Here is a 26160-nt window from a genome sequence, read left to right as displayed (position 1 = left end):
GCGGCAATGCCCGGGGACACCGCGCCAATCGGCTTCTCCGGCTTGGTCCGTGAGGGCGATCTCGTGGTGTGCGGCCAGGCGACGGCAGAGCCGGTCACCTTGACTGAAGCGCTGATGGCGCAGGCCGGAAATCTGCCGGCATTCCGGATGATGGTCGGGCCGATCTTCTCGGAAACGTTCTTCGCGGCCTGCGCGCCCAACGTGTCGTTTAAGAGTTATGGCGTGATCGGCAATGCGCGGCGGCTCGCCAGGGCTGGGCGGCTCGAAACGATCCCGAGCAACTACAGCGCCTTCTATGCCGACTTCGCCTCGCGGCGCCATCAGGCCGATGTCGTCCTGGTGCAGCTCGCCGAGTCCGGGGGGCGGCTCAGTGCCAGCCTCTCCAACGATTACGTCATCGATGCCGCGCGTGGTGCGCGCCTCGTGATCGCGGAGATCAACCGGGATGGACCTTTCACATTCGGAGCCGAATGGCCGGGCGACGTGCCGATCCACATCCGGGTGGCGGCCCTACGCCCGCCGCTCGAATTGGCGTCACCGCCGCTCGATGATATTTCACGGCGCATCGCCGCGCACGCGGCGGGCCTGATCGTAGATGGCAGCACGCTCCAGTTCGGTGTGGGGCGCATTCCGGACGCGATCCTCTCGTCGCTCTCCCACGCACGCAATCTCGGCATTCACTCCGGCCTGATCAACGATGCCGTGGTCGACCTGATCGAGCGCGGCGCGGTCACGAATGCGGAGAAGGGAATCGACCCGGGGGTCACGGTCACCAACCAGGTGATCGGCACGAAGCGGCTCTATCGTTTCGTGCACGAGAACAAGGCGGTCGCAGTGCGGCCGACGTCCTACACGCACGGCCACGGTGTGCTGGCGCGGATCAACCGGCTGGTCGCGATCAATTCGGCGCTTCAGGTCGGGCTCGACGGCAGCGTGAACTCCGAGACGCTGAATGGCATTGCGATCGGGGCGATCGGCGGGCAGCTCGATTTCGTGCGTGGGGCCAATGCGTCTCCCGGCGGGCGGGCGATCATCGCGCTGCCGGCGACGGCATCGGATGGCACCAGCCGGATCGTCGCCCATGTCGAGACGGTGACGACGCCCCGCGCCGATGTCGATGCCATCGTCACCGAATGGGGCATCGCCGAGCTACGCGGCTGCAGTCTCGCCGAGCGCGCGCGGCGGATGATCGCGATCGCGGCACCGGAGCAGCGCGATGTGTTGTCGGAGCAGCTCCGCAGCCCTGTGCGCTAGCTCAGTTCATCATGGCCAGCGTCGGCCGCTCGCTCTCCGCAGATCCGATGATCCCGGGGAGATCGGTCACTTCGCCCGCGATCATGATCGACATCCGCCAGAACAAATGGGCCAGGCGCGAGAACACCAGCCGCTCGCGCTCGGCGGCAACGGTGCCGTCCGGGATCGTCACGGTCTCCAGTCCGACCACTTTCTTAAAGTCGGGCCAGATCATCATCGATTGCGCGATGACGGAGTAGCAGTGCGGATTCTCGTCGCTTTCGTCGGGCGCAGGCGGCAGCCCCGGATATTGCGTCGCCGCGGCGTAGAACTTGTAGGCACCGTAGCCGAGCTGCAGCAGGAATCTTTCGGGGACCGCAACGTCGGCGGCGAAAGACACCAGACGTGCCTCGCTCAGGATCGCCGGCTCGATGGCTCTGAGGTCCTGGGCGCGGAGCGCGGAGCAGAACGCGAGCTCGCGATTGTGCTCGCGCAGCAGGTTGGCCAGCGGCTGCTGCTGTTGCACGGTGTCGGTGAGCAGGATGATGGTCTTGAGCATCGCGTGATGTCCCTCAGAGGAAGAGATGGCGGGCGGTCATGACGGCGTCGTCGGCTGCGCAGTGTGCAAAGAAGTCGTTGGCGATGCTCTGTCCCGGCGCGATCTCCAGGATGCGGTAATGCGCCAGCGCCGCCGCATCACGCGCCGCGCCGACATCGTCCTGCCAGGCGCAGAGCGACAGTTCGAGGCGGCCATAACCACCGCAATCGGTGGCATAGGCGCCAGTCACGGCTTCGACGGTAGCGGCGACCGCGCCGGCGTCGCTGGCCGAGATACCGCGCAGGATCACGGCGATGCCTCTGCCGACCTCGGCCTTCGATGTCATGACCATGAAGGCATCGCGCGCGCCGGTGCGGCCGGCGCGGCGTGCGGTGCGCACGAGGCCGGCGAAGGCCGGATCAGGGCCGAGCTCCAGTGTCGTCGTCTGTTGATCATGCAAGATCGTCGCGCGGATCGCGCCGAGATCGCCCTTTAGCGCATGATACGAGCGCGGCAGCCAGACCGTGTCGAGCGGCATTTGCGACGAGGTCAGGCTCCAGGCCTGGTCGAGCAGATAGCCCTCCCAGATCGCAGGGTAAGATGCGGCGAGCTGCTGCCAGGTCCGCAGCAGCATTTCGGCGCTGTTGGTGCGGCCGAGATAGAGCGTGCGGGCCGACATCTCCCAGCGATTCCACTTGTGGAGTGCGATGTCGCCGCCGAGGAACGACGGCAGCAGCGGCGCCTCACGGAGCACCGCGCCGGCTTCGATGAAGAGCAGCGGCTCGCGATATTTGTTCCACATCCGCAGCATGAACTCCGCCTTCTCGAAGCAGAGCAGGCGGTCGCCGAACTGGGTGTCGATCGGCTCGATATGACAGGCGAGATCAAATCGTTCGAGCGAGTGCCGGAGCGCGAAGGCGGCGGTCGCGTCGCCGCCGCGCGGGTAACAGGAGACGATCCGCGGGCGCGCGGTGGATGTATCGGCGGCCGCGAGGAATTTCGACCAGCCGATGCCGCCCCACCACATCTCGTGCGGGCCGTCCGCACCGCAGGGGCCGACCGTGCCGAACTCGGTCAGCTTGGACTTGAGGAAATCGAATCCGGGGTTCTCGCTGGCCGGAATGACGACGGCACAGCCGGGATTGAGCGAGCGGTAGAACAGCTCCGCGGCCGCGCCGCTTGGCGGCTCCTTGAGGATGAGAACGCCGCAGCGCCGATCCCCAGCGAGGTCGTCCAGCGTCGGCGCGCCATATTGGCCCGTCAGCCAGTCCAGGCGATCGCGCTGGGCCCGGCCGAGCCGGATGCCGCCGGATTGCAGGAGGTCATCAAGGTTTGCGTGCGTCCCGTCCGTCAATTCCGTGCCCCTCGCGTCGCCGGTCAGCCCTTGGACTTGAACGGCCGGGGCGGCGCGATCAGGCGCGCTATTTGGGGCTGGAACCGAGCGGGGTGATCGCGACCGAATAGATCGCGATGACATGCGCCATGGGGCCGACGGGGATCAGCAGGCAGGCATCGTCGTTCTCGGTGCGATAATGGGCGCCGTTGTGCCGCACGCCGGCTGAGATAAGGCTATCGGCGGCGATACCGGCCACATCCTGGCTCTCGGCGGCGTCGCGAATGTCGTCGGCCGATTGGACGGTCACGCCATGAAGGAGACCTTCTGCGGCGAATTTCGGTAGCGGCAGCGCGATCATGGCGATGGCCATCGTGCGCGAGAGGGGAATGCGCAGGCGCAGCTCGCCGAAACCAGTGCGATAGAGGGTCACGGTGTCCAGCGTGGCAGCGGCATTGGCGCGGAACAGTCCGATCTGGACCTGACCACAAGGGCTCTCTTCGAAGACGTCGGCCGGCAGACGGTTGGCCCCGAACAGCGTGTAGAGATATGCGTTCGACGGTGACAGCCGGGCAAAGCTGCCGGCGAGCCACATCGGCGGGGCGGCTGACGCGCAGGCGGCGGAAAAACCGCGGGCGGTGATCCGCCGGCGGAGGAAGTCGCTGTCGATCATCGGCGCCAACGCATGCGTGCCGAGATTGACGTCGTGTTTCAGCCCGCCGAGCAGCGCCAGCTCGTCCTCATCAGGCAGCAGCAGGAACCGCGCCAGTGTCGCCGTGCACCAGCGCGCAGCGATATCAGGCGCGGCATTGGGGTCGAGACAGAAGTCGAGCGCGACATCCTCGGCGCTCTTCGCAAAGGCTAGCGCGCCGGCCTGAATCTCCGCGGCGAGCGCGATCTGGCTGGCCGGTCGCGGATTGATCTCCCGTAGCACCCGGTCGCCGTCATAATCCCGGACCGAGCCATCGGCGGAGCAGCAGATCTGCTCAAGCAGCGCAACGTTGCGGATCAGCATGCGCTTGATATGCGGCGTCACCACGAGGTCCGAGATGAAGCCCGCCGCGGTGTCCTGTTCGGCGACATCATCGAAGGCATCGTCGAGCGAGATCAGATAGGCGCCGTGGAGACGGATCTTGATGCCTTCCATGTCGAACACGCGACGCAATGCCTTCTGCACGCTCCCGGAATAACCGAGATCGGCGAGCACCAGGTCGGTACAGTCGTCGAAATCCGGGATCGTGTGACGCAGGTAGGCGAGCAATCGCGCGCGCAGTGCCGTGGCGAGATCGACGATCTCGCCGGCATCCATCAGCTTCGGCAGGGCTTCGGCGAGATCCTCGCCGGGAGCAATTCCGTCAGGATAAGCCGCGAAGAACGCGGCGACCTTTGGCGGCAGGATCTTGATCATGTCGCGGAAGGCCGGCGCGTCGATCTTCAACACCTTGCCGAGAAGGCCGATGAGCGGCTGCATGGTATCGGCAGAGGCGATCAGGCTGACGCGGCGGTTGATCTCGAGATAGGCCGACGTGGCGCCGTGCAAGTCCCGCCAGATCCGGTGTGGCAAGAAGCCGTCGCGGCCGAGGAAGGCGAGGGCGACCTTTCGGCCGGGGCCGGCAACCTCCCGGCAGCGCCGCACGATGAAGGCGTCGAATGCCGTCATCACCGGACCGAGCACGGTCATGCCGAGATGAAAGGCGGGAGATTTCTCGGCGTTGCGCGCGGCGACCATGCGACGCAAGGTCCGCGCGCCATGATCGAGCCGCGCCGGTGCGCCGGCGCACAACAGCTCGAGCAGCGCGGTCTCGCGCTGGAATTTGGAGGCCAATTGCGGCGTCGCCTGCGGATAATAGCGCGGCCGGATGCCGTGGCGCTTCGCGCTCTTGATATCAGCCTTATCGTTGTCGCCGACGTGAAAGGAGACGCTGGCGTCGATACCCTGCTCGGACAGGTATTTGGCGAAAAGCGTCTCGCTTTTGCCGCTGCCGTGGTCGCAGGAGGCGTAGAGGAAGTCCCATGTCAGCCCGGGGCGGCATGCCCGCAGCAACCGCGCCAGCGAAGCGGAATCCCAATAGGTGTCGGAGATGAAGCCGACGCGATGGCCGGCCTGCTTCATGTCCATATATTGCCGAAGCATGTCCGGATTGGCGCGGCAGAGCTCGAGCTCGGCTGCGAACTCTGATTCGGCGAGATCGCTCAGATCATGACGCGTGAGACCGAACAGCTTGAATGGAAAATAGGAATAGATTTCATCGATGCGAATTTCGCTGCCGCCGCGCTTCTCTTTCGCGGTCCTCCGCGCGCGTGCTTCGGCCTGGATACGATGCTGAACGAAACTCGCGGAAACATTCGGACAAGTCCGTGAAATGCCGGAAAGCTCGTAAGTCCTTTCAAATACGCCATCCGGCGTCGTGCAGGTGCGCAGCAGAAATGTATCGAAAACATCGAATGACCAAGCAGAAACAATTTGCGCGCGGCGCTTCGTGCCGGCCGTTGCGATCGTCATGTGAAGATTCCCCGCCAATCAGATCAATTAACGCGCACGTTCACCATGTCAGGCGCCACAAGCGCGAAAATAATTCACGCGCGATTCAAAAACGCATTCGTCGCGACTGACAGATTCAAAAAAATCGCTAGGTTCGAAAAGGTGATTCGGAAAAAATTGCCGGGTGCGGAAGTCGTCTCGCGTTCATTCACACTCGGAAACAATCGCTTCCTGATGCGCAAGGCGCGCGTCGCGCTTGATCACCTTAGTGCTGCGTAATGTCAGCGTTTTCTCTCAATGACATCTGTTCAGGATGGATGATCCGCCATGGCGCGAGACGATGTGATGATTGCGGGATTGATGCGCGAGAGTAGCGCGCGCTCGGCAATTATTGCCCGATACTCGGCAAAAGATACCGGCTAACATCTTGAAAAATAACAAAAATTCTCCGCCTGGATTGTTTTGGCCCCGCGTTCAACGCCTGGAAGCCGTGTGGCATGTGCGCCGCCGGCATTGCGGGTTGGAGATTGCGGGATGAGTTACGCTGCTGATGTCTGGGCTCCCGCCGAGGCCGGGATCACGACGACGCTGCCGGCTGAAGAGATCGTGCCCGTGATGCCGTCGGTACCGCTGGCGCCGGGCAGCACGCCGGTCGCTGCCGAAATCGTCTTCGATGAGGACAGCGAACTTCTCGACAGACTTGCCACCGGCGACGAGGCTGCGTTCCGCATGCTGGTCGAGCGTCACATCGATCGCGCCTATGCGATCGCGTTGCGTATCGTCGGCAATGCTGCAGATGCAGAAGACGTGGTGCAGGACACCATGCTCAAGATCTGGAGCCATCGCGGGCGCTGGCAGCACGGCCGCGCCAAGTTCTCGACCTGGCTCTACCGCGTCATCTCCAATCGCTGCATCGATCTGCGCCGCAAGCCGCGCAACGAGAATGTCGAGACCGTGCCGGAGGTCGCCGACGGCCAGCCTGGCGCGGTCGAGATCATCGAGCGCAACGAGCTGAACGGCATGCTGGAGCTCGCGATGCAGCGCCTGCCCGAGCAGCAGCGTATCGCGGTGATCTTCTCGTACCACGAGAATATGAGCAACGGCGAGATTGCCCAGGTGATGGACACCACGGTGGCCGCGGTGGAGTCCCTGCTCAAGCGCGGACGTCAGCAGCTGCGTCAGTTGCTGCGCAAGCACGAGCGCGACATCCGCACGGCGTTTACGGATTGCTAACCATAAAACTGGCGCTGCGATAATTTTCGCGCCTGATCTCCGTGCGCTCCGCCGTTTGAGCGAACGGACGGGGCTGCGGTCCGCGTCGTCAATCGTCTTCAACGATGCGGCACGCCATGCCCATCAGCACAGGAGTTTCCAATGCCTGCAATTTCCACCAATAGCGCGGCGAACTCTGCAGTCCGCTACCTCAACATCAATTCCGCGCAGGAGAGCAGCGCGCTCGCCAAGCTGTCGAGCGGCTCGCGCATCACCTCGGCCTCCGACGACGCCGCCGGTCTTGCGATCTCGACCCGCATCTCGTCGGACGTCACCACGCTGCAGCAGGCCGCGACCAACGCCTCGCAGGCGACCGCGATCCTCCAGACCGCCGATGGCGGCGCCTCCAACATCTCGGACATCCTGGCGCGCATGAAGTCGCTGGCCTCCGAGTCGGCCTCAGGCACCACGACCGACTCCAGCCGCGCCTACATCAACTCGGAATTCACGCAGCTGACGAGCGAAATCGATTCGATCGCGACCGGCACCCGCTATTCCAGCCAGAGCCTGCTTGATGGCTCCAGCGTGTTCGCCTCCGGCGTCTCGGTGCTGGTCGGCTCCTCCGGCTCGGACAACATCACAATCACGCTGACGAGCCTGACGGCATCCTCGCTCGGCGTGTCCTCGCTCGACGTCAGCTCCCTTTCTGACGCGACCTCGGCACTGACCACGCTTGATACCGCGATCGACACCGTCTCCGCCGCCCGCGCCAGCATCGGCGCGCAGGAATCGCGGTTCAACTTCTCGTCGGACTCGATCTCGACCCAGACCCAGAACCTGCAGTCGGCGAACTCCGCGATCAAGGACGTCGATATTGCGGCCGAGCAGGCCACGCTGTCCTCGGCCGAGGTGAAGACCCAGGCCGCGGTGTCGGCGGAATCCGCGGCGAACCAGATGCCGCAGTACCTGCTCAAGCTGCTCGGCTAAGCGCTGAGGCTAGCGATCGCCGGGCCGGCTTGATGCCGGCCCGGTTCACCCCGGGATGGATCGGGCAGCACAGTGACGTCAGTCAGTTCGAGCACCAGCAGCACTGCGAGCACCAGCACGTCGAGTGCGTCCACCGTGACCACGACCGGCACCACCACATCGACCAGCGTGGACTGGAGCGCGTTGATCACCGCGGCGGTGAACGCGAAGCTGACGGCAGCGACCACGATCTCGACCTCGATCACCAGCAACGAAGCCAAGATCTCCGCCTACAAGACGCTCCAGACCGATCTTTCGACGCTCTCCAGCGGCCTTTCCTCGCTCGCGACGGCCGTCGTCAATTCGCTCGCGACCAACGCCTTCGCCACGCGGGCGGCGACCATCAGCTCGTCCGGCGACGTCAGCGCCTCCTCCGCGCTCTCGATGTCCGTCAGCAACGGTGCTGCGACCGGCGACCACACGCTGACCATCAGCCAGGTCGCGACCGCGCAGAAGGTGATCGGCACCTCGCAGTCGAGCCAGACCAGCGCGCTCGGCTATTCCGGCACCTTCTCCCTTGGTCTCGGTAGCGGCAACACCGCCGACATCACCGTCACCAGCACGATGTCGATGCAGGACGTGGTCGATGCCATCAACGCCCAGACATCGACCACCAACGTGCAGGCCTCGATCGTCCAGGTGTCGAGCGGGTCGTACGAGATGGTGCTGTCGGGCACGGAGGCTGCCGCCGACATCAGCTATTCCAGCACGTCAGGCGACGACATCCTGAACGAGCTTGGGGTGACCGACAGCACGGGCGCCTTTGCCGACGTGCTGCAGACATCGCAAGCGGCTGATTTTTCTCTCGATGGCATCTCGATGACGCGGGATACCAACGACATCACCGACGTGCTCACGGGCGTGACCTTCAACCTGCTCCAGGCGACGCCCAGCGGAACATCGCTCAGCATCAGCATCGAGCCCGACACCAGCCAGATCGAAACGGCGGTCGAGAGCCTCGTCACCAACTACAACACGTTCCGCGATGCGGTGATCGCGCAGCAGGCAACGGCTTCCGACGGCACGGCGGATTCGAGCGCGGTGCTGTTCGGCGACGGCACCATGCGCGACATCATGGATTCGCTCCAGAACGCGCTCAACAGCACGGTGGGCGGCCTCACCATGGCCGACCTCGGCCTGTCCTTTAATGAGAAGAACGAGCTCGAGCTCGACTCCTCGACGCTATCCAATGTTCTCAGCACGAATCTGAGCGGCGTCACCACGCTGCTGTCGGCGCAGACCAAGACCTCGTCGAGCCAGCTCAGCGTCGTCAACACCGGAACGTCGCCGCAATCCTTCACGCTCGACCTGACCGTCGACTCGTCCGGAAATCTCAGCTCTGCGTCGGTCGGCGGAGATTCCTCGCTATTCACGGTGAGCGGCACGACGATCCTTGGCGCGGCCGGAACGGCCTATGCGGGCATGGCCTTCACCTATTCGGGATCAACGTCGCAATCGATCACGGTGACCTCGACCTCGGGCATCGCCACGCAGCTCTATCAGCTGTCCAAGACCTATTCATCGACCTCGGGCTCGTTGCAGACGCTTATCACGAACCTGACTGACCGCGACACCGACCTCCAGCAGAAGGTCGACGACATCGAGAGTGCAGCGTCCGCCTACCAGACCCAGCTCCAGACCCAATACGCGAATTACCAGGCCGCGATCACGAGCGCGAACAACACGCTCACCTATCTCAAGGCCTTGCTTAACTCCAGCTCGAGTGGTTGATAATGCATAATCCGATGGCGTACATGGCCAATCAGGCCTATCGGGGCGCGGCCACCAGCGTGCCGCCGCTGAAGGCGATCTCGATGCTGCTTGGCGGCGCGATCACCTTCTTCCAGAAGTCGCTGGCCGCACAGGAAGCGCGGCGCTTCGAGGAAGGGCACGAATATCTGCTGAAGGCGACCGCGATCCTGCGCGGGCTCAGCCACAATCTCGACTTCACCAAGGGCGGGGCGGTGGCCGAGCGGCTGTTCCAGACCTACAACAGCCTGATCGTGGCGAGCCACAAGGCGTTCGGCCGGCCGCATGCCCCGACGAGTTTTCGGCGGATCATCGCGGCCGTGACCGAGTTGCGGGAGGCCTGGGAGCACGTCGACGCGACGGCGCGGGGCGGCAAGATCGCGCCGTCCGATTCGGCCCGCACGGGCTGAAGCCACGACCGCCGCGGACCGCAGTTTGGCCCGTTCCCGTAGTGCTCCGGGCGCTTTTGGCGCGCGAAGCGGCGGGAAATCGGTTTTCGACGCGCTTGCAATGCTTTATGAGGGGCCTGACCGAGGCGGGATCGGCGGGCGATGGACGTCACCGAGTTTGAAGAACTGATCGACCGGCTGGGCGAGGATCTCTCCCTCTGGCCCGAAGATCGGCGCTTGCCCGCTGAAAAGCTGTTGAAACGTTCCTCTGCTGCCCAGGCACTGCTTGAAGAGATGCGCGCCCTGCGCCAGGCGCTCGCGGCACCTCCAGTGCGGGCACCCGCCGGCCTCGCCGACCGTATTGCCGCCGCCGCTGCGAAAATGAAGACCGACACCGCCGAGCCGCGCACCGAAGGCGAGACCGCGGGGAGCTGATCGGCTCTTTCCCTGACATTCCGATCCGCATGAGTTTTGCGCTCGCACCGACACGTGCGAGCGGCTGCGCTTTTTCGTAAGCGCGCTTTCGGCATTCCCGGACACTAGCACGCGGCAGATTTTGCCGTGTCGAAAGCGAATTTCGCAGCCGTGAATCCGCGCCTGAATCCGCGCGGCCACGCGTTTCATCAGCACACAGATTTCAAGCGCGCTGACCGACATCGCTGTCGCCGGCCGCGCGAGAAAGCCGGAGTTTCTGATGACAGTTTCCGCAACGAGTTCTGCAACGACTGCGACCACGACGACGTCGTCCTCGTCGAGCACCTCGTCCAGTTCGACGCTGACCTCGAGCGATTTCCTGAGCCTGCTCGTCAGCGAGCTTCAGAACCAGGACCCGCTGAACGCGACCTCGAGCACCGACTTCATCAATCAGCTCACGTCTTACGCGAATTTCAGCCAGCAGCAGTCGATCAATTCCAACCTGACCTCGCTCTCCAGCTCCTTCTCGAGCCTCGTGACGCTCAACTCGGTCAACTATATCGGCCACACCGTCGAGGCGAAGACCGACACGTCGACCTTGAGCAACGGCTCGGCGACGTTCGGCTATTCGCTGTCCTCGGCCGCTTCCGACGTCGCGGTCACCATCAAGGACGCCTCGGGTAACACGGTCTACACCGGCACCGGGACCGGCAATTCCGGATCCAACACCTTCACCTGGGACGGCAAGAATTCCAGCGGCACCCAGCTCACGGACGGCGGCCAGTACACAATCTCGGTGACCGCGACGGATTCCGCCGGCAACTCGGTGCTCAACTATACCACCATCTCCGGCACGGTGACGGGCATCGACACCTCAACATCAACGCCTTCGCTCACGGTGAACGGTGTCTCCGTCAGCGCCGCCGACATCATCGGCGTCACGTCCTGATCCTGCGTCCTGATCCCTCTGGAGTTTCATCATGAGTCTCACCGGTGCACTCTCTTCGGCGATCTCCGCGCTCAGCGCGCAGAGCCAGTCCCTGTCGATGATCAGCGACAACATCGCCAATACCAGCACGACGGGGTACAAGACGACGTCGGCGATGTTCGACGACCTCGTCACCGCATCGAGCAACGCGACCTCCTATGCCTCGGGCGGCGTCACCGTTTCGGGCCGCGCCAACATCACCCAGCAAGGCCTGCTGGCCGCCACTTCCAACGCGACCGACGTCGCGATCCAGGGATCGGGCTTCTTCGTCGTGACCAGCGCCACGTCGGGCGGCACCACGTCCTATACCCGCAACGGTGCCTTTTCGACCGACAATGCGGGCTATCTCGAGAACAATGGCAGTTACCTGGAGGGATGGCGCACCGATTCGGACGGCAATGTCGTCGGCAATGAATCGGCGAGCAATCTCGAGGCCATCAATACCCAGGTCGCCTCGACCAGCGGCAGCGCCACCACCAAGACCACGATTGCGGCGAACCTGCCGTCGGATGCCGCGACCGGCGACACCTACACCAGCTCGATGACCGTCACCGATTCGCTCGGTGCCGCGAACTCGATGCAGGTCACCTGGACCAAGACCGGGACCAACACCTGGAGCGCGAGCTTCGCCAATCCGACCTCGACGTCGGACACCACGACCGCGACCGGCACGGCCTCGGGCACGATCGACATCACCTTCAACAGCGACGGCTCGCTGGCGAGCACCAGCCCGAGCCCGGCGACCGTCGCGGTGACGGGCTGGACTGATGGTGCAGCGGACAGCACGATCACGATGAGTCTCGGCACCGCCGGAGGCACGGACGGTCTGACGCAATATGCTTCGGGCGAGACGACGCCGACCGTCAACGTCACGAGCATCTCCTCGGACGGCCTCTCCTACGGCAAGCTGTCCAGCATCTCGATCGGCAAGAACGGCATCGTCGACGCCACCTATTCCAACGGCCAGACCATCGCGATCTACAAGATAGCGGTGGCGACCTTCGCCGATCCAACCGGGCTTTCCGCAGCCAGCGACGGCCTCTATTCCGCGACCGTGACGTCGGGGAATGCCGCGCTGCAAGCGTCCGGCGAGAACGGTGCGGGCACGATCTACGGCAGCGAGCTGGAATCCTCGACCACCGACACCTCCAGCCAGTTCTCGAGCATGATCTCGGCGCAGCAGGCCTATTCGGCGGCGTCCCAGGTCATCTCCACCGTCAGCAAGATGTACGACACCCTGATCTCGGCGATGAGGTGAGCGATGCGCGGCGAGGAGGCCAAGGCCGCCGGAGAAGCGCTGCTGCGCCGGGTGCGACGGCTGGTGGCACGGGCCGCTACCGTGACGGACAGTGACCACAAGCAGGTGCTTGCCTTGCTCGACGATCTCGAGACGACCCGCCGCGGCTTGTTGAAGGAATGCGCAGCGGTCGAGGGCGAAATGAGACAGGCGACCGTCAGGACGACCGCGATCGGCGCTTATTTGCGCAACTCGCAAGTCCATCGCGGCAAACGGCAAAATTAGAAGAAGGCGATGACCATGAGTGTAGCCCAAGCCAATAGCCAAGCCACGCGGACCAACGCCGCAAATGGCGACGCCCGGATCAAGTCGCTGATCGGACTGATCGACGTTCTGACCGCGCTGGTGGCGGAAGAGAATGCCGAGCTCGCCAAAGGTCTGCCGGCCTCACGCCTGAAGCAGGTCGACGAGAAAAATCGCCTTGCGGAGATCTTCGAACGATCCGTCGCCGAATGTGCGGCGGGCGGGACCACCCTGAACGTGCGGGACCGGATCCTACGCGAACAGTTGCTGGATCGGATCCTGAAGCTGCGCGCGGCAATGGACGAAAACCTGGTGCGGCTGCGCGCGGCGATCGAGGCCAGCAACCGCCGGATCGAGGCCGTCATGCAGGCGATCCGCGAGCAGATCGCTGCGGTATCGCCCTATGGCGCCTCCGGCCGGGTCGCTGCGCGCGCCGTCTCCAGCGGCACCAGCCGCAGCGCCTAATGAGCAGGAGAGCCCGCCGTGTCGCTCGATATCGCACGATCGATCGCCTTCAGCGGCCTGTCGTCCACGTCGGTGCAGATCAGCGTGACGTCGTCGAACATTTCGAACGCCGACACGACGGGCTATACCAAGAAGACCGCAAACCAGTCGAGCAGCGTCACCAACGGCGTCGGTACCGGCGTCACGGTGACGGGCATCACCTCGACCGTCGACAAGCTGCTGCTGAAGTCGCTGGTCAGTGCCGACTCCGATCTCGGTTCGGCCGACACGGCCAATACCTACCTGACCTCGCTGGAGAAGCTCTACGGCTCGACCAGCAGCACCGATAGCTCGTCGACCGGAACCTCGCTGGCCAACAGCATCGCCTCGCTGGAATCGGCGCTGTCGTCGCTGGCGAGCACGCCGAGCAGCGCCTCGCTGCAATCCAACGTCGTCAGCGCGCTCGACGACGTCACGAGCCAGCTGCGCGAGACCTCGAGCGGCATCCAGAAGCTCCGCTCCAATGCCGACCAGGACATCTCGTCCTCGATCGTCGACGTTAATACGGACCTGCAGAACATCGCGGATCTGAACGCGGAGATCAAGCAGACGGCGGCGACCGGGCAGTCGACCGCGGACCTGGAGGACCAGCGCAACACCGCGCTGCAGGACGTCGCCTCCAAGATGAACGTCAGCTACTACACGGCGTCGAACGGCGATCTCCAGATCTACACCACGACCGGACAGGCGCTGGTCGATAGCTCCGCACACAAGATCAGCTATACCGCCGCCGCCAACGTGTCGTCGTCGACGACCTACACGGCAGGCTCATCGTCGAGCGGCTTCAGCGCGATCACGGTGAACGGCGTCGACATCACCTCGCAGATCACCGGCGGCGACATCGGCGCGCTGATCACGCTCCGCGACAAGACCCTGCCAGCGGCGCAGTCCCAGCTCGACCAGCTCGCAACGCAGCTTGCCTCTGCGGTCAATACCGTCTCAAACAGCGCCTCCTCGGTACCGGCGCCGACCAGCCTGACCGGAACCACCAGCGTCACCAGCAGCATCGCGCTGTCCGCCACCGGCACAGTGCGCCTCGCCGTGACCGACCAGAGCGGCAATCTGGTCTCCTACAGCGATCTCGACCTGTCGTCCTACTCCACGGTCGGCGATCTCGTCACTGCCATCAATGGCATTTCCGGGATGTCGGCATCGGTCGATGCGGACGGGCATCTCTCGATCACGGCGACAGGCTCGGGCAATGGTGTCGCCATCAATGAGATGACCAGTTCGGTCGGTAGCTCGAGCGAGGGATTTTCCGACTATTTCGGCCTCAACGACCTCGTGACTGGAACAAGCGCGTCGGATATCGCGGTCAACAGCAAGATACTGTCCGGCACCAGCGCATTGCAGCTTGCAACACTGGACTCCTCCTCGAGCCTTACGGTCGGCAGCAATGTGCTGACGTCCGGATCTGCGACCGTGGTCAATGCGCTCTACAGCGCATTGACGGCCTCACGGACGTTTTCCTCCACCGGGGGGCTCGCCGCCACCACCGGCTCCTTTGCCGACTATGCCTCGACAATCGTGGCCGATGTCGCGAGCAAGGCCTCGCAGGCGTCCACCAATTACACTGCCAAGGAGACCGCGCAGTCGACCTATGCGAGCTCGCTGTCTTCGCAGTCGGGCGTCAACCTCGACGAGGAATCCGCCAATCTGAGCACGCTGCAAAACCAATACTCGGCAGCATCCGCGCTGATCTCGGCTATCAACAGTATGTACTCGGCGCTTATCACCGCCGTGCAGTCGTCGTAAAGCGCGCGGGAGCAGCTCCATGGTCGCGATGCGGATCGCCACCTTCGCCCAGTCGAGCAAGATGATCGCCGACGCGATGCGCGTGGAGTCGGTCATGGCCAACGAGCAGGTCCAGGAATCGTCGGGCGTCGTCTCGACCGATTTCGGCGGTTACGGCTCGAACGCGCAGCATGTCGTCAATCTCCAGGTGTCGGTGACGCGCGCGCAATCCTATATCGATGCGGCCACGCTGGCCGACAGCAAGGTCCAGGTGATGTATTCGGCCGTCGGCTCGGTGACGGACATCATCACCCAGCTCCGCTCTCAGCTCAGCGCGGCTTCAACCGGAAGCTCGACCGAAACGAATTCGGTGATCTCCTCCGCCCAGCAGATGCTGGAGCAGATGGGCTCGCTGATGAACACGCAGTATGACGGCCAGTATGTCTTTGCCGGTGGCAAGACCGACACGGCGCCTGTCGACCTCACCAGCTTTTCATCGGGTACCGGTTCCACCACCACGGCGGACACCAGCTATTACAAGGGCGATGACGAGATTGCCTCGGTACGCGTCGCCGCCGACAATACCGTGTCCTATGGAGTGACCGCCGACAATTCGGCGTTCGAGGAAGTCATGCGCGTGCTGAAGTTCGTGGCCAACAGCACCTCGTTGTCATCCTCCGACATTTCCAGCGCGCTCGATTTGGCCAGCACGGCGCTCGACGACACCGCGGCGGTGCAGGCAAAACTCTCGAGTTCGGCGTCCTCGATCGAGTCGGCGAGCACGCAACAGACCGATTACAAGAGCTACGCCGAGAGCCTGTCGAACGACCTCACCGGCGTCGATGTCGCCGCCATCACCGCCCAGCTCGCGACCTACCAGGCGCAGCTGACGGCTTCCTATTCGGCAATGTCCAAGATCCTCGGCATGAATCTCGCGAGCTATCTGAAATAGGAGAGGCCTATTCGGCCGCTATCCGCTCCATCGCCATGGTGCGAAGCCGGGCGCGCTGGATTTTCACGCCGTTGGCGCTGTCGGTCACGGGGAAGGCGTCCACGACATAGATCCGCGCCGGAACCTTGTAGCCGGCGAGCCGCTCGCGCAGGCGTGCCGTCAGCACCTCCTGTTGCGGCGAAGTGCCGGCCGGGATGACAAAGGCGACGCAGCGCGCCTGGCCCTTCAGGTCGACCGCGACGACCTGGGCATCGGCGACGCCGGCACAGGACTTGAGCTCGTCCTCGATCTCGCCGGGTGCGACTAGGAATCCGCCGAGCCGCATCGCGTCACCCGCGCGGGTCTCATACACGAAGGCGCCATCGCGAAGCCGGCCGATGTCGCCGGTGCGGAAGAAGCCGTCCGCGGTGAACGCATCGCGCGTCGCATCGGGGTTGTTGAAATAGCCGAGGAAGCGCGACGGCGCGCTGATCTCGATCTCGCCGGAGACGCCTTGCGCTGCAAGCTCGCCGGTCTCGGTGTCGCGCACGCGGACCTTGGCCTCGGGGGACATTGGCCAGCCACCGCCCTCGATGCGATCGGCGAAGGCGTCGCCGGGACGAGCGATCGAGAACAATGCCTGCACCTCGCTCGAGCCGTAGAGGCCGAATAGCGGCAGGCCGCGCGCCTCGGCCTCCGCAGCCAGCTCTCGCCAGCCGGGCTGGAACGCGGCGAAGCCGCAGACCTCGAGATGCGGGAAGGGACGTGGCTCATCGGTCAGCGCAAGGATACGGCGGAACATCTCGTCGGAGCCGAAGCAGTGCGTGATCTTGTGCTCGCTGAGGATTTTCAGCGCCGGTGCCGCCTCGAAGGCGTTTGGCACGTGGATAGTCGCGCCGGCTGCGATGAAGCCAAGCAGGCTCGTCATGCCAAAGGTGCCGCAGAATGGCAGCATCGCCAGCAGCGAGTGACGCTGCGGCGAGAGCTTGAGCGTCTTGGCAACGGAGTTGGCGTGGGTCGCCAGCGTCCGCTGCGAATGCGCGACCAGCTTGGGCCCCTTGGTGGTGCCTGATGTGGTGTAGAGCAGCACCGGCAGGTCGACGTCATCTTGGATGGGGCCCGCCGGATAGGGTTTCTCGAACGCATCGAAGCGAATGCAGGGCCATTGCGCGGGGATCGCATCCGCGCCGACCACCGCGAGCTTTTGCAATGCGGGCACATCGGCCTTGGCAATGTCGGCGAGAACAGCGGCGAAATCGATCGAGCGGAACGCCGCCTCGAGCACCAGCAGCCTGGCGCCCGACACTTTCAGGAGATGCGCGACTTCCGCGCCGCGGTAGCGCGTGTTGACGGCGGCAACGACCGCACCCAGCCGGGCGGCGGCGAACAGCAACGCGATCCATTCGACCCGGTTGACCAACCAGACCGCCACCACGTCGCCCTTGCCGATACCCTGCGCCGCGAGCCAGGCCGTGGTCTGCTCGACCATCCTTGAAAACTCCGTGCGCGACACGGGCGTGCCGTTGAACACGAAGGCAGGATCGGCAGCTGTCTCCGATCCGATCAGCGAATGCAGTGAAACATCGTCGGCATGCATGGCGACCGGAGTAGCCCGATCGCGCAAACCTGTCTACTTGGTGCCGAACATCCGGTCGCCGGCATCGCCCAGGCCTGGCACGATGTAGCCGTGGTCGTTGAGCCGTTCATCGATCGCGGCGGTCCAGACCGGCACGTCGGGATGCTCGCTCTGGAACTTTGCGATGCCCTCGGGCGCGGCCAGGAGGCAGACGAAACGGATGTCGCGGGCGCCGCGATCCTTCAGCAGCGATGCGCCGGCGCAGGCTGAATTGCCGGTTGCCAGCATCGGGTCCATCAGGATCACGGTGCGGTCGGACAGGTCCTGCGGCGCCTTGAAGTAATATTCCACGGCCTGCAATGTCTCGGGGTCGCGGTAGAGCCCGATATGGGCGATGCGGGCCGAGGGCATCAGCGCCAGCATGCCGTCGAGGAAGCCGACGCCGGCGCGCAGGATCGGCGCCAGCGTGAGCTTCTTGCCGGCGATCTTCGGCGCCTGCATCGGCGAGATCGGTGTCTCGATCTCGACCAGCTCCAGCGGCAGGTCGCGCGTCACCTCGTAGGCCAGCAGCATCCCGATCTCGTTCAGGATTTCGCGAAAGCTCTTGGTCGAGCGGTCCTTCTCCCGCATCAAGGAAAGCTTGTGCTGGACCAGGGGATGGGCGACGACGTTGACGCTGCTTGTGCTCATGAAACCGATCTACACGGTTCCGTGAAACAGCGCCAGATCGGCCGGGCGTTTTCCGACCGGATAGAAGGACTATCCCGGGAGCGCGACCACGGCTCGTGCACGGTTGCTCGCCCGATGGGCAGTCATGGTCAATTTGCGGTCGAGGTGCTAGATTCCAAGCCCGCGGGCTGCGAGCGTGATCACGATCGTGAGGACCGCACCCCAGACCAAGCTCAGCGTTATGGTCAGGATCGTCGTCGTGACGGCGTGCTCGAGATGTCCCTTGAGGAAATGCATGCTACTTGTCCGCGGCAGGAGCCGCGCCGAAGCGCATGCCAAGCAGCAATGCACCCAGTAAAGCGACCAGGATGGCGATCTTGAACTCGATCATGTCCTTGGCCTTGTCGTCACGCGTGCAAGAAGCTGCCTGGCTGCCGCCGCCAGCACGATCAGGAAACTGCCGCGGTTCTCGACATCGAGCTCGAAACTCTCGGTGGGGAACACCAGCGCGCACCGCGTTGGCGCGCTCTGACGCTGCGCGAAATCCACCGCCGAGCTCTTGAACAGGAACAGGCCGCCGACCTGTCCACTCGCTTCGCGCGCGACCCAGAGGCCGGCGTTGTTGCGCCCGATGAAGAAGACGGGGATGGCGGTACTGATGACATCCGGATCGAGTGGCTTGAGTGCCGCCGCCTGTTTGGCGTCGGCCTGGCGACGAGGGGCCTGAAGGGCAATTGCGGCCATGGCGGCCTCTTCACACATCTGCAAGGTCATGGGAGCCTCCCGCTGCTCAGACGTTCAGGTGCCAGACATAGATTGCGGTCTTCAGCGCGATGAGCGCAGTGAGCACGCTGCCCATCGAGAGCAGAGTGAGCGCGCCGAGAGCGAGATCCTTGAGCTGCGCCTTGCGCGCCCCGGAGATGCGCGCCGGAAGCTCGGACCCGAGGGGCCGGTCAAAGCCATGTGTCAGGATCGACATTTTGTAAGTCCTTGCCTCATGCGGCGAGACGGCCGCTCCGATCTGTCTCGTATGATGGCCACCGCCGCGTAAGATTGCGAGATGACCGCTGGCGCCGCCGCATAGGAATGTCATAAAGACGCCGTTCCACGCGCTGGTAGCCCTCTGAAGAGATCGGAGTTCCGCTTCGAGGGAGCCCGAGACGGTGCATGATTGGAATGTGGCATGCCGATCGCTGCGGCAAAGGCGAGCCGCAGCCGCGGTTCCTCGATTTGCCTGCAGAAGCATTCCAGCGTCGCTTCCGCATCCTGCAGCTGCCCCCTGAGGGCCGCACAGAGCTGCCAGCTGGTCCGCCGGAAGAAGTGGAGGGATTCGCCGCCGAGACAATCGAGCTCGGCCGCCAGCGCCACCACGTTGAGCCTGTCGGATTCATCCCGCGTCACGGCGAGGCGCAGCAGCGCTAGCTGCCAGGCGCGGAGCAGGCTGTGAGGTCCTTCGGGTGACTGCAGCATGAAATTGCCTCTTGACGCCTCAGGCACCTACGCCGTCGATCAGCTCCTCGTCGGCGATGGCGGCGAGTGCCCTAACCACCTCCCTCTGCGCGGCCGCGTCCAGCGGCACGATCGGCAGCCGTGTGGCCGGCGACACCAGGCCAAGCACGCTCAGGGCGCTCTTGAGCGCCGCGGGGCTGTCCTTGGAGAGACAGGCGATGAGTGGCATCAGGCGCTTGTGCAGATAGCGCGCTGTTTGCAGGCGACCTTGCCTGACCTGTGAGAAGATCGTCCGGCACAGATCCGGTGCGATGTTGGAAACTTCCGAGATGGCTCCGTCGCCGCCGCCGGCGATATAGCCGAAGGCGGTCGCGTCCTCGCCGGACAGCAGCCGAAAGCCTGCCGGCAGTAGTCGGTTCAACCGCATCGGGCGGGTGATGTCACAGCTCGCATCACGGAGGCCCACGAACCGGCGAGACTCGACGAGGCGTAGAAGCGTCTCGTCGGCAAGTGGGCGCAGCGTGCGGGAGGGAACATCGTGCAGGATCACCGGCAGTCCGGTCGAGCCGGCAATGGAGCGGAAATGCGCGAGCATCCCCTCCTGCATCGGCTTGTTGTAGGCGGGCACCACCGCCATGATGGCGTCCGCGCCAGCCGCTTCTGCGCGCCGCGCAAGTTCGACAACGCGGCCGGTGGCATTCGACATCGCGCCCGCGACGACCCGCGACCGGCCGTGGGCGACGTCGACTGCGGTGCGAATAACGAGCTCCTGCTCGGCGGGCGAGAGTGTCGGTGCCTCGCCCGCCGTCTCGCAGACCACGAGCGCGGGAACGCCGGCCGCGACCTGGCGCTCGCAGAGTGCGGCGAACGCCTTGAGATCGATCGTGTCAGCCGCATCGAACGGCGTCGGCAGATCCGGAATGAAGCCGGTGAACCAGGCCGAGGGGGGAATGAACATGGCTTGCTCGCCGAAAGGCGCCGGCTCAAGCGGCGTGCTGCGAGAGGTCGGGGTGTTTACCCATGTCGAGCTCGATCTCGCGTAGCAGCTCGACGATGGTCTCGGGATGCTGTCCGTTCTCGAACAGCGCGTATTTGATGGCCTGGGCGCGGCTGACGAACAAGCCGCCATAGAGGCCGTTCTGCTGTTGCGCGATCCATTGGCCCCGATGGTTTTGGCCGATGAAGACGATGCTGGAGGGCGAGCTGCACGAAGGAGGTTCGACGAGTTTCACGGATAGTATCCTTCCAATTGACGCGAGGGGCGGGATCGCCTCCCGCGAACCGCCGGATCAATATCTTTTCGATTGGATAGGATTTCGAGAGAGGGCGCGCGGCGATCTCATAGGAGCGCCATAAGGCCTCGCATCAAGGCTTGGCGTTCGTTCAGCTGAAATTCTCGCACGCGGCCGGCTCATAGAGCGGATCCGGGGCGGGCCGCACGTTGGGGACACTCGGTCGCGAGGCTTCCACGGCCAATGCCTGGACTTCGACGAACGCCGACAGCAGCGCGAGCGCGAGGTCGCCGTGGCATCCCTCGACAGCCGCGTCGAGCCAATCCGGCAGCTCGCGTTCACGCGAGAGCGCGCAATGCCATTCTCCTTCGTCATAGGCGATCCGGCGGACGTGCCACAGCGGCAGTTCCAGCTCCATCAACGCCAGCGCGGCGTCGGCCCAGGCCTCCGCGTCGATCAGGCGCATGACGCGAGCGGTGCGCTCGGTCTGTCCGAGCGAGGGAAAGCGGCGGCAGGCCTTGTCGATGATCTCGAGCATCAACGGCCGCGTCATGCCCAGTGCATTGCGCAGGGGCTCGCTGAGGGCCGGGGGATCGTAGTGCCGATAAGCGACGGTCATGTCAGGCCTCCTGGAATTGGCGTCGGTCAGTCGGCCGGCGTCTTCAGGATGGCGAGAAGGACATTGGAAAACGAGATGGGAAGGGGATGGGAGATATAAAGATTTCATAAATGCGGGCGCCCTCCGCGAGGGATGCGATGCGCCGTCAACCGTCCCACCCTTTATGAGATTCCTATAACTTCGTCATAGCCCACGTCTCGAAAACCTATGCCCGCGGTGGCACTTCAGCACGGTCAAAAGTCCCGCTTGGGCCGTGGAAATGCGTCGCGCTTTTCTCCACCGGCTCCGCCGGGTCCCCGAGAAAGTGTTGCTCCCGATAGAGGGATGCAGCGAGGAACAATCCCATGATGGACATTCTGATGCTGGCGCTGGGCTTCGGCTTCTTTGCCCTTGCGATCGGCTACACCTACGCCTGCGAACGGTTGTGAGGGAGCGAACCATGATCTTCGATTATGCGCTCGCCGGTGCCGTCTCGTTCGGCCTCCTGTTCTACCTCACCTACGCGCTGCTGCGGCCGGAACGGTTCTGACCCTTGCTGCTGCTTGTCGAATTGTTGCTGGCGGACGTTGCGCTCGTCGGCTGCCTGCTTGTGGTGCTCCTGCCGCTGCTGCGGCGGACACCAAGCCTGAAGGGTTGATGCCATGACTGCGATCGGTTGGCTCCAGATCATTCTTTTCTGCATTATCATCGTCGCGCTCGCAAAGCCGCTCGGCTGGTACATGACGCGCGTGTTCAACGGCGAGCGGACGTTCCTCTCGCCCGTGCTGCGTCCGATCGAGGCCGGCATCTACTGGATCTCCGGCGTCGACGAGAAGCGCGAGCAGCATTGGCTGACCTACACGGTCGCGATGCTGCTGTTCCATGTCGGCGGTTTCCTCGTCATCTATGGCGTGATGCGCTTGCAGGCGGTGCTGCCCTTCAATCCGGCCGGGCAGGGCGCGGTCGCTGAAGACCTCTCTTTCAACACCGCGATCTCCTTCATCACCAACACCAACTGGCAGAACTACGGCGGCGAGAGCACGCTCTCTTACCTCGTGCAGATGGTCGGCCTGACGCACCAGAATTTTCTGTCGGCGGCCACCGGCATTGCGCTCGCGGTCGCCCTGATCCGCGGCTTCTCGCGCGCTTCGGTGCGCACCGTCGGCAATTTCTGGGTCGATGTCACCCGTTGTACGCTTTATGTGCTGCTGCCGATCTGTGCCGTCTACACGCTGTTCCTGATCTCGCAGGGCATGCCGCAGACGCTCGGCGACTATGTCGAGGCCACCACGCTGGAAGGCGCCAAGCAAACCATCGCGGTCGGCCCGGTCGCATCGCAGGTCGCGATCAAGATGCTGGGCACCAATGGCGGCGGCTTCTTCAATGCCAACGCCGCGCACCCCTTCGAAAACCCGACCGCGCTGTCGAACTTCGTGCAGATGCTGTCGATCTTCGCGCTGGGCGCCGCGCTGACCAACGTGTTCGGCCGCACGGTCGGCAACCAGCGCCAGGGCTGGGCGATCCTGGCCGTGATGGGCGTGCTGTTCCTCGCCGGCGTCGCCGTCACCTATTGGGCGGAAGCCAACGGCACCTCGACGCTGCAGACGCTTGGCCTCACCGGCGGCAACATGGAGGGCAAGGAAGTCCGCTTCGGCATCGTCGCGTCCTCGCTGTTCGCAGTGATCACCACGGCCGCTTCCTGCGGCGCGGTCAACGCCATGCACGACAGCTTCACCGCGCTCGGCGGCATGATCCCGCTGATCAACATGCAGCTCGGCGAGATCATCGTCGGCGGCGTCGGCGCCGGCCTCTACGGCATGCTGCTGTTTGTCGTGCTGGCGATCTTCGTCGCGGGCTTGATGGTCGGCCGCACGCCGGAATATGTCGGCAAGAAGATCGAAGCGCGCGAGGTCAAGATGGCGATGCTCGCCATCCTGGTGCTGCCGCTGATGTATCTCGGCTGGACCGCGGTCGGCGTGGTCTATCCGCCCGCCGTCGCCTCGATGGCCAATGCCGGCCCGCACGGCTTCACCGAGGTGCTCTACGCCTTCACCTCGGCGACCGGCAACAACGGCTCGGCCTTCGCGGGCCTCACCGGCAACACCTTGTTCTACAACCTCACGCTCGCCAGCGCGATGTTCGTCGGCCGCTTCTTCATGATCATTCCGGCAATGGCGATCGCGGGTTCACTGGCAGCGAAAAAATCCATTCCGCCGTCGGCGGGCACGTTCCCGACCACCGGCGGACTGTTCGTCGGTCTCGTCGTCGGCGTGATCCTGATCATCGGCGGCCTCACCTTCTTCCCGGCCCTCGCACTCGGCCCGATCGTCGAGCATCTCGCGATGAACGCCGCTAACGTCTTCTGATTGTTTGGAGTGACCTCCGTGGACACCATGAAACTGCAAAAACGCGCCTCCGTCTCGGCAATGCTCGATCCCAGGATCGTCGTGCCCGCGATCCGCGCATCCTTCACCAAGCTCGATCCGCGGCTGATGATCAAGAACCCCGTGATGTTCGTGGTCGAGATCGTGGCCGCGCTCACCACGGTGATTTTTCTGCGCGACCTCGTCACGGGTGGCGCCAATCTCGGCTTCACCTTCCAGATCATCCTCTGGCTCTGGTTCACGGTGCTGTTCGCGAATTTTGCTGAAGCCGTCGCCGAAGGACGCGGCAAGGCGCAGGCCGATTCGCTGCGCAAGACCCGCACCGAAAGCCAGGCCAAGCTCCTGACCGGCGCGGGCCGGGATTTCAAGCTCGTGCCGGGCACGGGCCTGAAGGTCGGCGACATCGTGCTGGTCGAGGCGGGCGACACCATTCCCTCCGACGGCGAGGTGATCGAGGGCGTCGCATCCGTCAACGAAGCTGCCATCACCGGCGAATCCGCGCCCGTGATCCGCGAGTCCGGCGGTGACCGCTCGGCGGTGACCGGCGGCACGCAGGTGCTGTCCGACTGGATCCGCGTCCGCATCACGGCGGCGCAAGGCTCGACCTTCATCGATCGCATGATCAAGCTGGTCGAGGGCGCCGAGCGGGCAAAAACGCCGAACGAGATCGCGCTCAACATCCTGCTCGCCGGCCTCACCATCATCTTCGTGTTCGCCACCGTCACCATTCCGAGCTACGCGGCTTATGCCGGCGGCTCGATCTCGGTCGTCGTTCTGGTCGCGCTGTTCGTGACGCTGATCCCGACCACGATCGGTGCGCTGCTCTCGGCGATCGGCATCGCCGGCATGGACCGCCTGGTCCGTTTCAACGTGCTGGCGATGTCCGGCCGCGCGGTCGAGGCCGCCGGCGACGTCGATACGCTGCTGCTCGACAAGACCGGCACCATCACGCTCGGCAACCGCCAGGCGACGGCGTTCCGTCCGGTGCGGGGCGTCAGCGAGCAGGAACTGGCGGACGCCGCCCAGCTCGCCTCGCTCGCCGACGAGACGCCGGAAGGCCGTTCCATCGTGGTGCTGGCCAAGGAGAAGTATGGCATCCGCGGCCGCGAGATGGCGGAGCTTGGTGCCACCTTCATCCCGTTCACGGCGCAGACCCGTATGAGCGGCGTCGATGCCGGCGGATCGTCGGTGCGGAAGGGCGCGGTCGACGCGATGCTCAACTACGTCGGCGGCGGCGCGCCGCTGGCTGTTGCCTCCGGCAACACGGCGCGCGCCATTCAGCCCGCCGGGCTCTCTGATATCGGTCGCGAGATCCAGACCATCGCGGACGAGATCTCGAAGGCTGGTGGTACGCCGCTGGCCGTGGCCAGGGACGGCAGGCTGCTCGGCGTCATTCAGCTCAAGGACATCGTCAAGGGCGGTATCCGCGAGCGCTTTGCCGAGCTGCGCCGCATGGGTATCCGGACCGTCATGATCACCGGCGACAACCCGATGACGGCGGCCGCGATCGCAGCGGAAGCCGGCGTCGACGACTTCCTGGCGCAGGCGACGCCCGAGGACAAGCTCAAGCTGATCCGCGACGAGCAGGCCAAGGGCAAGCTGGTGGCCATGTGCGGCGACGGCACCAACGACGCGCCGGCGCTGGCGCAGGCCGACGTCGGTGTCGCCATGAACACCGGCACGCAGGCTGCGCGCGAGGCCGGCAATATGGTCGACCTCGACTCCAATCCGACCAAGCTGATCGAGGTGGTCGAGATCGGCAAGCAGTTGTTGATGACGCGCGGCGCGTTGACGACTTTCTCGATCGCCAACGATGTCGCAAAATATTTTGCGATCATCCCGGCGATGTTCTTGGCCTTCTACCCGCAGCTCAACGTGCTCAACGTCATGAACCTCTCGAGCCCGCAGAGCGCCATCCTGTCGGCGATCATCTTCAACGCGCTTGTCATCATCGGTTTGATCCCGCTGGCGCTGAAGGGCGTCGCCTATCGCGCGGTCGGTGCCGGCGCGCTGCTTCGGCGCAACCTGCTGATCTACGGTCTCGGCGGCATCGTCATTCCCTTCATCGGCATCAAGGCGATCGACCTCGTTGTTGTCGCTTTGCACCTGGCCTAACCCCCGTCATTGCGAGGAGCGAAGCGACGAAGCAATCCAGACTGCCTCTATGGAAAGATTCTGG

The 26160-nt window shown here is 64.3% G+C and carries 27 protein-coding genes; 16 read left to right on the top strand and 11 right to left on the bottom strand.

Annotated features, from left to right (window positions below):
* Positions 1-6 precede the first annotated feature (6 nt).
* A complete protein-coding gene (locus FXB38_RS31065; protein ID WP_148754792.1) occupies positions 7-1254 on the top strand; it encodes an acetyl-CoA hydrolase/transferase family protein in 1248 nt (415 codons plus the stop codon).
* Position 1255: 1 nt separating this feature from the next.
* Here FXB38_RS31065 and FXB38_RS31060 read toward each other — a convergent pair whose 3' ends face one another.
* The 3 genes from FXB38_RS31060 to FXB38_RS31050 all read right to left on the bottom strand — a co-directional run bounded on the left by FXB38_RS31060 (position 1256) and on the right by FXB38_RS31050 (position 5607).
* Positions 1256-1792, bottom strand: a complete 537-nt coding sequence (locus FXB38_RS31060) for a hypothetical protein (RefSeq protein ID WP_148754791.1) — start codon at positions 1790-1792, stop codon at positions 1256-1258.
* 13 nt (positions 1793-1805) lie between these two features.
* Complete coding sequence (locus tag FXB38_RS31055; RefSeq protein WP_148754790.1) at positions 1806-3125, bottom strand: hypothetical protein; 1320 nt, start codon at positions 3123-3125, stop codon at positions 1806-1808.
* A gap of 67 nt (positions 3126-3192) precedes the next feature.
* On the bottom strand, positions 3193-5607 hold the full coding sequence (locus tag FXB38_RS31050) for an HAD family hydrolase (RefSeq protein WP_148754789.1): 2415 nt from the start codon (positions 5605-5607) through the stop codon (positions 3193-3195).
* A 513-nt stretch (positions 5608-6120) separates the two neighbouring features.
* Between FXB38_RS31050 and FXB38_RS31045 the strand changes: the two genes are divergently transcribed.
* From FXB38_RS31045 to FXB38_RS30995, 11 genes are all read left to right on the top strand, one after another.
* Complete coding sequence (locus FXB38_RS31045) at positions 6121-6819, top strand: RNA polymerase sigma factor (RefSeq protein ID WP_148754788.1); 699 nt, start codon at positions 6121-6123, stop codon at positions 6817-6819.
* A 141-nt stretch (positions 6820-6960) separates the two neighbouring features.
* Positions 6961-7785 (top strand): flagellin, encoded by an 825-nt coding sequence (locus FXB38_RS31040; RefSeq protein WP_148754787.1) that lies wholly within the window; start codon positions 6961-6963, stop codon positions 7783-7785.
* A gap of 135 nt (positions 7786-7920) precedes the next feature.
* Positions 7921-9555 carry a flagellar filament capping protein FliD gene (gene fliD / locus FXB38_RS31035; RefSeq protein WP_430640197.1) on the top strand — a complete coding sequence of 545 codons (1635 nt, stop codon included), beginning with the start codon at positions 7921-7923 and terminating at the stop codon, positions 9553-9555.
* Between the two features lie 14 nt (positions 9556-9569).
* A complete protein-coding gene (locus FXB38_RS31030; RefSeq protein ID WP_246230260.1) occupies positions 9570-9983 on the top strand; it encodes a flagellar export chaperone FliS in 414 nt (137 codons plus the stop codon).
* Between the two features lie 141 nt (positions 9984-10124).
* Positions 10125-10397, top strand: a complete 273-nt coding sequence (locus FXB38_RS31025) for a hypothetical protein (protein WP_148754784.1) — start codon at positions 10125-10127, stop codon at positions 10395-10397.
* A gap of 259 nt (positions 10398-10656) precedes the next feature.
* Entirely contained in the window at positions 10657-11325 is a 669-nt protein-coding gene (locus tag FXB38_RS31020; protein ID WP_148754783.1) for a flagellar hook assembly protein FlgD, read from the top strand.
* 31 nt (positions 11326-11356) lie between these two features.
* Positions 11357-12622 carry a flagellar hook protein FlgE gene (flgE, locus tag FXB38_RS31015; RefSeq protein ID WP_148754782.1) on the top strand — a complete coding sequence of 422 codons (1266 nt, stop codon included), beginning with the start codon at positions 11357-11359 and terminating at the stop codon, positions 12620-12622.
* A 3-nt stretch (positions 12623-12625) separates the two neighbouring features.
* Positions 12626-12886, top strand: coding sequence for a hypothetical protein (locus FXB38_RS31010; RefSeq protein ID WP_148754781.1), 261 nt, complete (start codon positions 12626-12628; stop codon positions 12884-12886).
* Positions 12887-12895: 9 nt separating this feature from the next.
* Positions 12896-13369, top strand: a complete 474-nt coding sequence (locus tag FXB38_RS31005; protein WP_187435269.1) for a flagellar protein FlgN — start codon at positions 12896-12898, stop codon at positions 13367-13369.
* Positions 13370-13387: 18 nt separating this feature from the next.
* A complete protein-coding gene (gene flgK, locus FXB38_RS31000; protein ID WP_148754779.1) occupies positions 13388-15163 on the top strand; it encodes a flagellar hook-associated protein FlgK in 1776 nt (591 codons plus the stop codon).
* Between the two features lie 19 nt (positions 15164-15182).
* Entirely contained in the window at positions 15183-16094 is a 912-nt protein-coding gene (locus tag FXB38_RS30995; RefSeq protein ID WP_148754778.1) for a flagellin, read from the top strand.
* A 7-nt stretch (positions 16095-16101) separates the two neighbouring features.
* On the opposite strand, the gene FXB38_RS30990 is transcribed toward FXB38_RS30995, so the two are convergent.
* The 5 genes from FXB38_RS30990 to FXB38_RS30975 form a co-directional block, all read right to left on the bottom strand.
* The gene (locus FXB38_RS30990) at positions 16102-17670 is read right to left on the bottom strand and encodes an AMP-binding protein (protein ID WP_148754777.1); all 1569 of its coding nucleotides are present in this window, start codon (positions 17668-17670) and stop codon (positions 16102-16104) included.
* A 33-nt stretch (positions 17671-17703) separates the two neighbouring features.
* A complete protein-coding gene (gene upp / locus FXB38_RS30985; protein ID WP_148754776.1) occupies positions 17704-18339 on the bottom strand; it encodes a uracil phosphoribosyltransferase in 636 nt (211 codons plus the stop codon).
* A gap of 147 nt (positions 18340-18486) precedes the next feature.
* Positions 18487-18615 (bottom strand): hypothetical protein, encoded by a 129-nt coding sequence (locus FXB38_RS44680; RefSeq protein ID WP_283812780.1) that lies wholly within the window; start codon positions 18613-18615, stop codon positions 18487-18489.
* 90 nt (positions 18616-18705) lie between these two features.
* Positions 18706-19092, bottom strand: coding sequence for a hypothetical protein (locus FXB38_RS30980; RefSeq protein ID WP_148754775.1), 387 nt, complete (start codon positions 19090-19092; stop codon positions 18706-18708).
* A 16-nt stretch (positions 19093-19108) separates the two neighbouring features.
* Positions 19109-19297: a hypothetical protein gene (locus tag FXB38_RS30975; RefSeq protein ID WP_148754774.1), complete on the bottom strand. Its 189-nt coding sequence runs from the start codon at positions 19295-19297 to the stop codon at positions 19109-19111.
* 197 nt (positions 19298-19494) lie between these two features.
* Between FXB38_RS30975 and FXB38_RS43120 the strand changes: the two genes are divergently transcribed.
* Positions 19495-19740: a hypothetical protein gene (locus FXB38_RS43120; RefSeq protein ID WP_187435268.1), complete on the top strand. Its 246-nt coding sequence runs from the start codon at positions 19495-19497 to the stop codon at positions 19738-19740.
* A 67-nt stretch (positions 19741-19807) separates the two neighbouring features.
* Here FXB38_RS43120 and dapA read toward each other — a convergent pair whose 3' ends face one another.
* From dapA to FXB38_RS30955, 3 genes are all read right to left on the bottom strand, one after another.
* A complete protein-coding gene (dapA, locus tag FXB38_RS30965) occupies positions 19808-20725 on the bottom strand; it encodes a 4-hydroxy-tetrahydrodipicolinate synthase (protein WP_148754772.1) in 918 nt (305 codons plus the stop codon).
* 25 nt (positions 20726-20750) lie between these two features.
* Positions 20751-20999, bottom strand: a complete 249-nt coding sequence (locus tag FXB38_RS30960) for a hypothetical protein (protein WP_187435267.1) — start codon at positions 20997-20999, stop codon at positions 20751-20753.
* Positions 21000-21150: 151 nt separating this feature from the next.
* Positions 21151-21618: a hypothetical protein gene (locus FXB38_RS30955; protein WP_187435266.1), complete on the bottom strand. Its 468-nt coding sequence runs from the start codon at positions 21616-21618 to the stop codon at positions 21151-21153.
* A gap of 439 nt (positions 21619-22057) precedes the next feature.
* Here FXB38_RS30955 and FXB38_RS30950 point away from each other — a divergent pair, with 439 nt between their 5' ends.
* The 3 genes from FXB38_RS30950 (at position 22058) to kdpB (ending at position 26096) form a co-directional block, all read left to right on the top strand.
* A complete protein-coding gene (locus tag FXB38_RS30950) occupies positions 22058-22147 on the top strand; it encodes a K(+)-transporting ATPase subunit F (protein WP_038965694.1) in 90 nt (29 codons plus the stop codon).
* Positions 22148-22259: 112 nt separating this feature from the next.
* Positions 22260-23963 carry a potassium-transporting ATPase subunit KdpA gene (gene kdpA, locus FXB38_RS30945; protein WP_148754769.1) on the top strand — a complete coding sequence of 568 codons (1704 nt, stop codon included), beginning with the start codon at positions 22260-22262 and terminating at the stop codon, positions 23961-23963.
* Between the two features lie 18 nt (positions 23964-23981).
* Positions 23982-26096 carry a potassium-transporting ATPase subunit KdpB gene (gene kdpB, locus FXB38_RS30940; RefSeq protein WP_187435265.1) on the top strand — a complete coding sequence of 705 codons (2115 nt, stop codon included), beginning with the start codon at positions 23982-23984 and terminating at the stop codon, positions 26094-26096.
* Positions 26097-26160 lie beyond the last annotated feature (64 nt).

The organism is Bradyrhizobium cytisi (genome assembly GCF_008123515.1).
Lineage (GTDB): Bacteria > Pseudomonadota > Alphaproteobacteria > Rhizobiales > Xanthobacteraceae > Bradyrhizobium > Bradyrhizobium cytisi.
The sequence above is the reverse complement of the archived record's forward strand: the minus strand, read 5'-3'. Positions and strand labels throughout refer to the sequence as shown.

Bases quoted from the DNA above. Each gene is read 5' to 3' on its own strand.
- FXB38_RS30950 (WP_038965694.1), top strand. From the start codon at position 22,058: ATGATCTTCGATTATGCGCTCGCCGGTGCCGTCTCGTTCGGCCTCCTG.
- FXB38_RS30995 (WP_148754778.1), top strand. From the start codon at position 15,183: ATGGTCGCGATGCGGATCGCCACCTTCGCCCAGTCGAGCAAGATGATC.
- FXB38_RS31045 (WP_148754788.1), top strand. From the start codon at position 6,121: ATGAGTTACGCTGCTGATGTCTGGGCTCCCGCCGAGGCCGGGATCACG.
- FXB38_RS31025 (WP_148754784.1), top strand. From the start codon at position 10,125: ATGGACGTCACCGAGTTTGAAGAACTGATCGACCGGCTGGGCGAGGAT.
- FXB38_RS31050 (WP_148754789.1), bottom strand. From the start codon at position 5,607: ATGACGATCGCAACGGCCGGCACGAAGCGCCGCGCGCAAATTGTTTCT.
- kdpA (WP_148754769.1), top strand. From the start codon at position 22,260: ATGACTGCGATCGGTTGGCTCCAGATCATTCTTTTCTGCATTATCATC.
- FXB38_RS31010 (WP_148754781.1), top strand. From the start codon at position 12,626: ATGCGCGGCGAGGAGGCCAAGGCCGCCGGAGAAGCGCTGCTGCGCCGG.
- FXB38_RS31005 (WP_187435269.1), top strand. From the start codon at position 12,896: ATGACCATGAGTGTAGCCCAAGCCAATAGCCAAGCCACGCGGACCAAC.
- upp (WP_148754776.1), bottom strand. From the start codon at position 18,339: ATGAGCACAAGCAGCGTCAACGTCGTCGCCCATCCCCTGGTCCAGCAC.
- flgE (WP_148754782.1), top strand. From the start codon at position 11,357: ATGAGTCTCACCGGTGCACTCTCTTCGGCGATCTCCGCGCTCAGCGCG.
- FXB38_RS31040 (WP_148754787.1), top strand. From the start codon at position 6,961: ATGCCTGCAATTTCCACCAATAGCGCGGCGAACTCTGCAGTCCGCTAC.
- FXB38_RS31030 (WP_246230260.1), top strand. From the start codon at position 9,570: ATGGCGTACATGGCCAATCAGGCCTATCGGGGCGCGGCCACCAGCGTG.
- FXB38_RS43120 (WP_187435268.1), top strand. From the start codon at position 19,495: ATGTGGCATGCCGATCGCTGCGGCAAAGGCGAGCCGCAGCCGCGGTTC.
- FXB38_RS44680 (WP_283812780.1), bottom strand. From the start codon at position 18,615: ATGCATTTCCTCAAGGGACATCTCGAGCACGCCGTCACGACGACGATC.
- FXB38_RS31020 (WP_148754783.1), top strand. From the start codon at position 10,657: ATGACAGTTTCCGCAACGAGTTCTGCAACGACTGCGACCACGACGACG.
- FXB38_RS31065 (WP_148754792.1), top strand. From the start codon at position 7: ATGCCCGGGGACACCGCGCCAATCGGCTTCTCCGGCTTGGTCCGTGAG.
- dapA (WP_148754772.1), bottom strand. From the start codon at position 20,725: ATGTTCATTCCCCCCTCGGCCTGGTTCACCGGCTTCATTCCGGATCTG.
- FXB38_RS30980 (WP_148754775.1), bottom strand. From the start codon at position 19,092: ATGACCTTGCAGATGTGTGAAGAGGCCGCCATGGCCGCAATTGCCCTT.
- FXB38_RS31060 (WP_148754791.1), bottom strand. From the start codon at position 1,792: ATGCTCAAGACCATCATCCTGCTCACCGACACCGTGCAACAGCAGCAG.
- FXB38_RS30975 (WP_148754774.1), bottom strand. From the start codon at position 19,297: ATGTCGATCCTGACACATGGCTTTGACCGGCCCCTCGGGTCCGAGCTT.
- FXB38_RS30990 (WP_148754777.1), bottom strand. From the start codon at position 17,670: ATGCATGCCGACGATGTTTCACTGCATTCGCTGATCGGATCGGAGACA.
- FXB38_RS30955 (WP_187435266.1), bottom strand. From the start codon at position 21,618: ATGACCGTCGCTTATCGGCACTACGATCCCCCGGCCCTCAGCGAGCCC.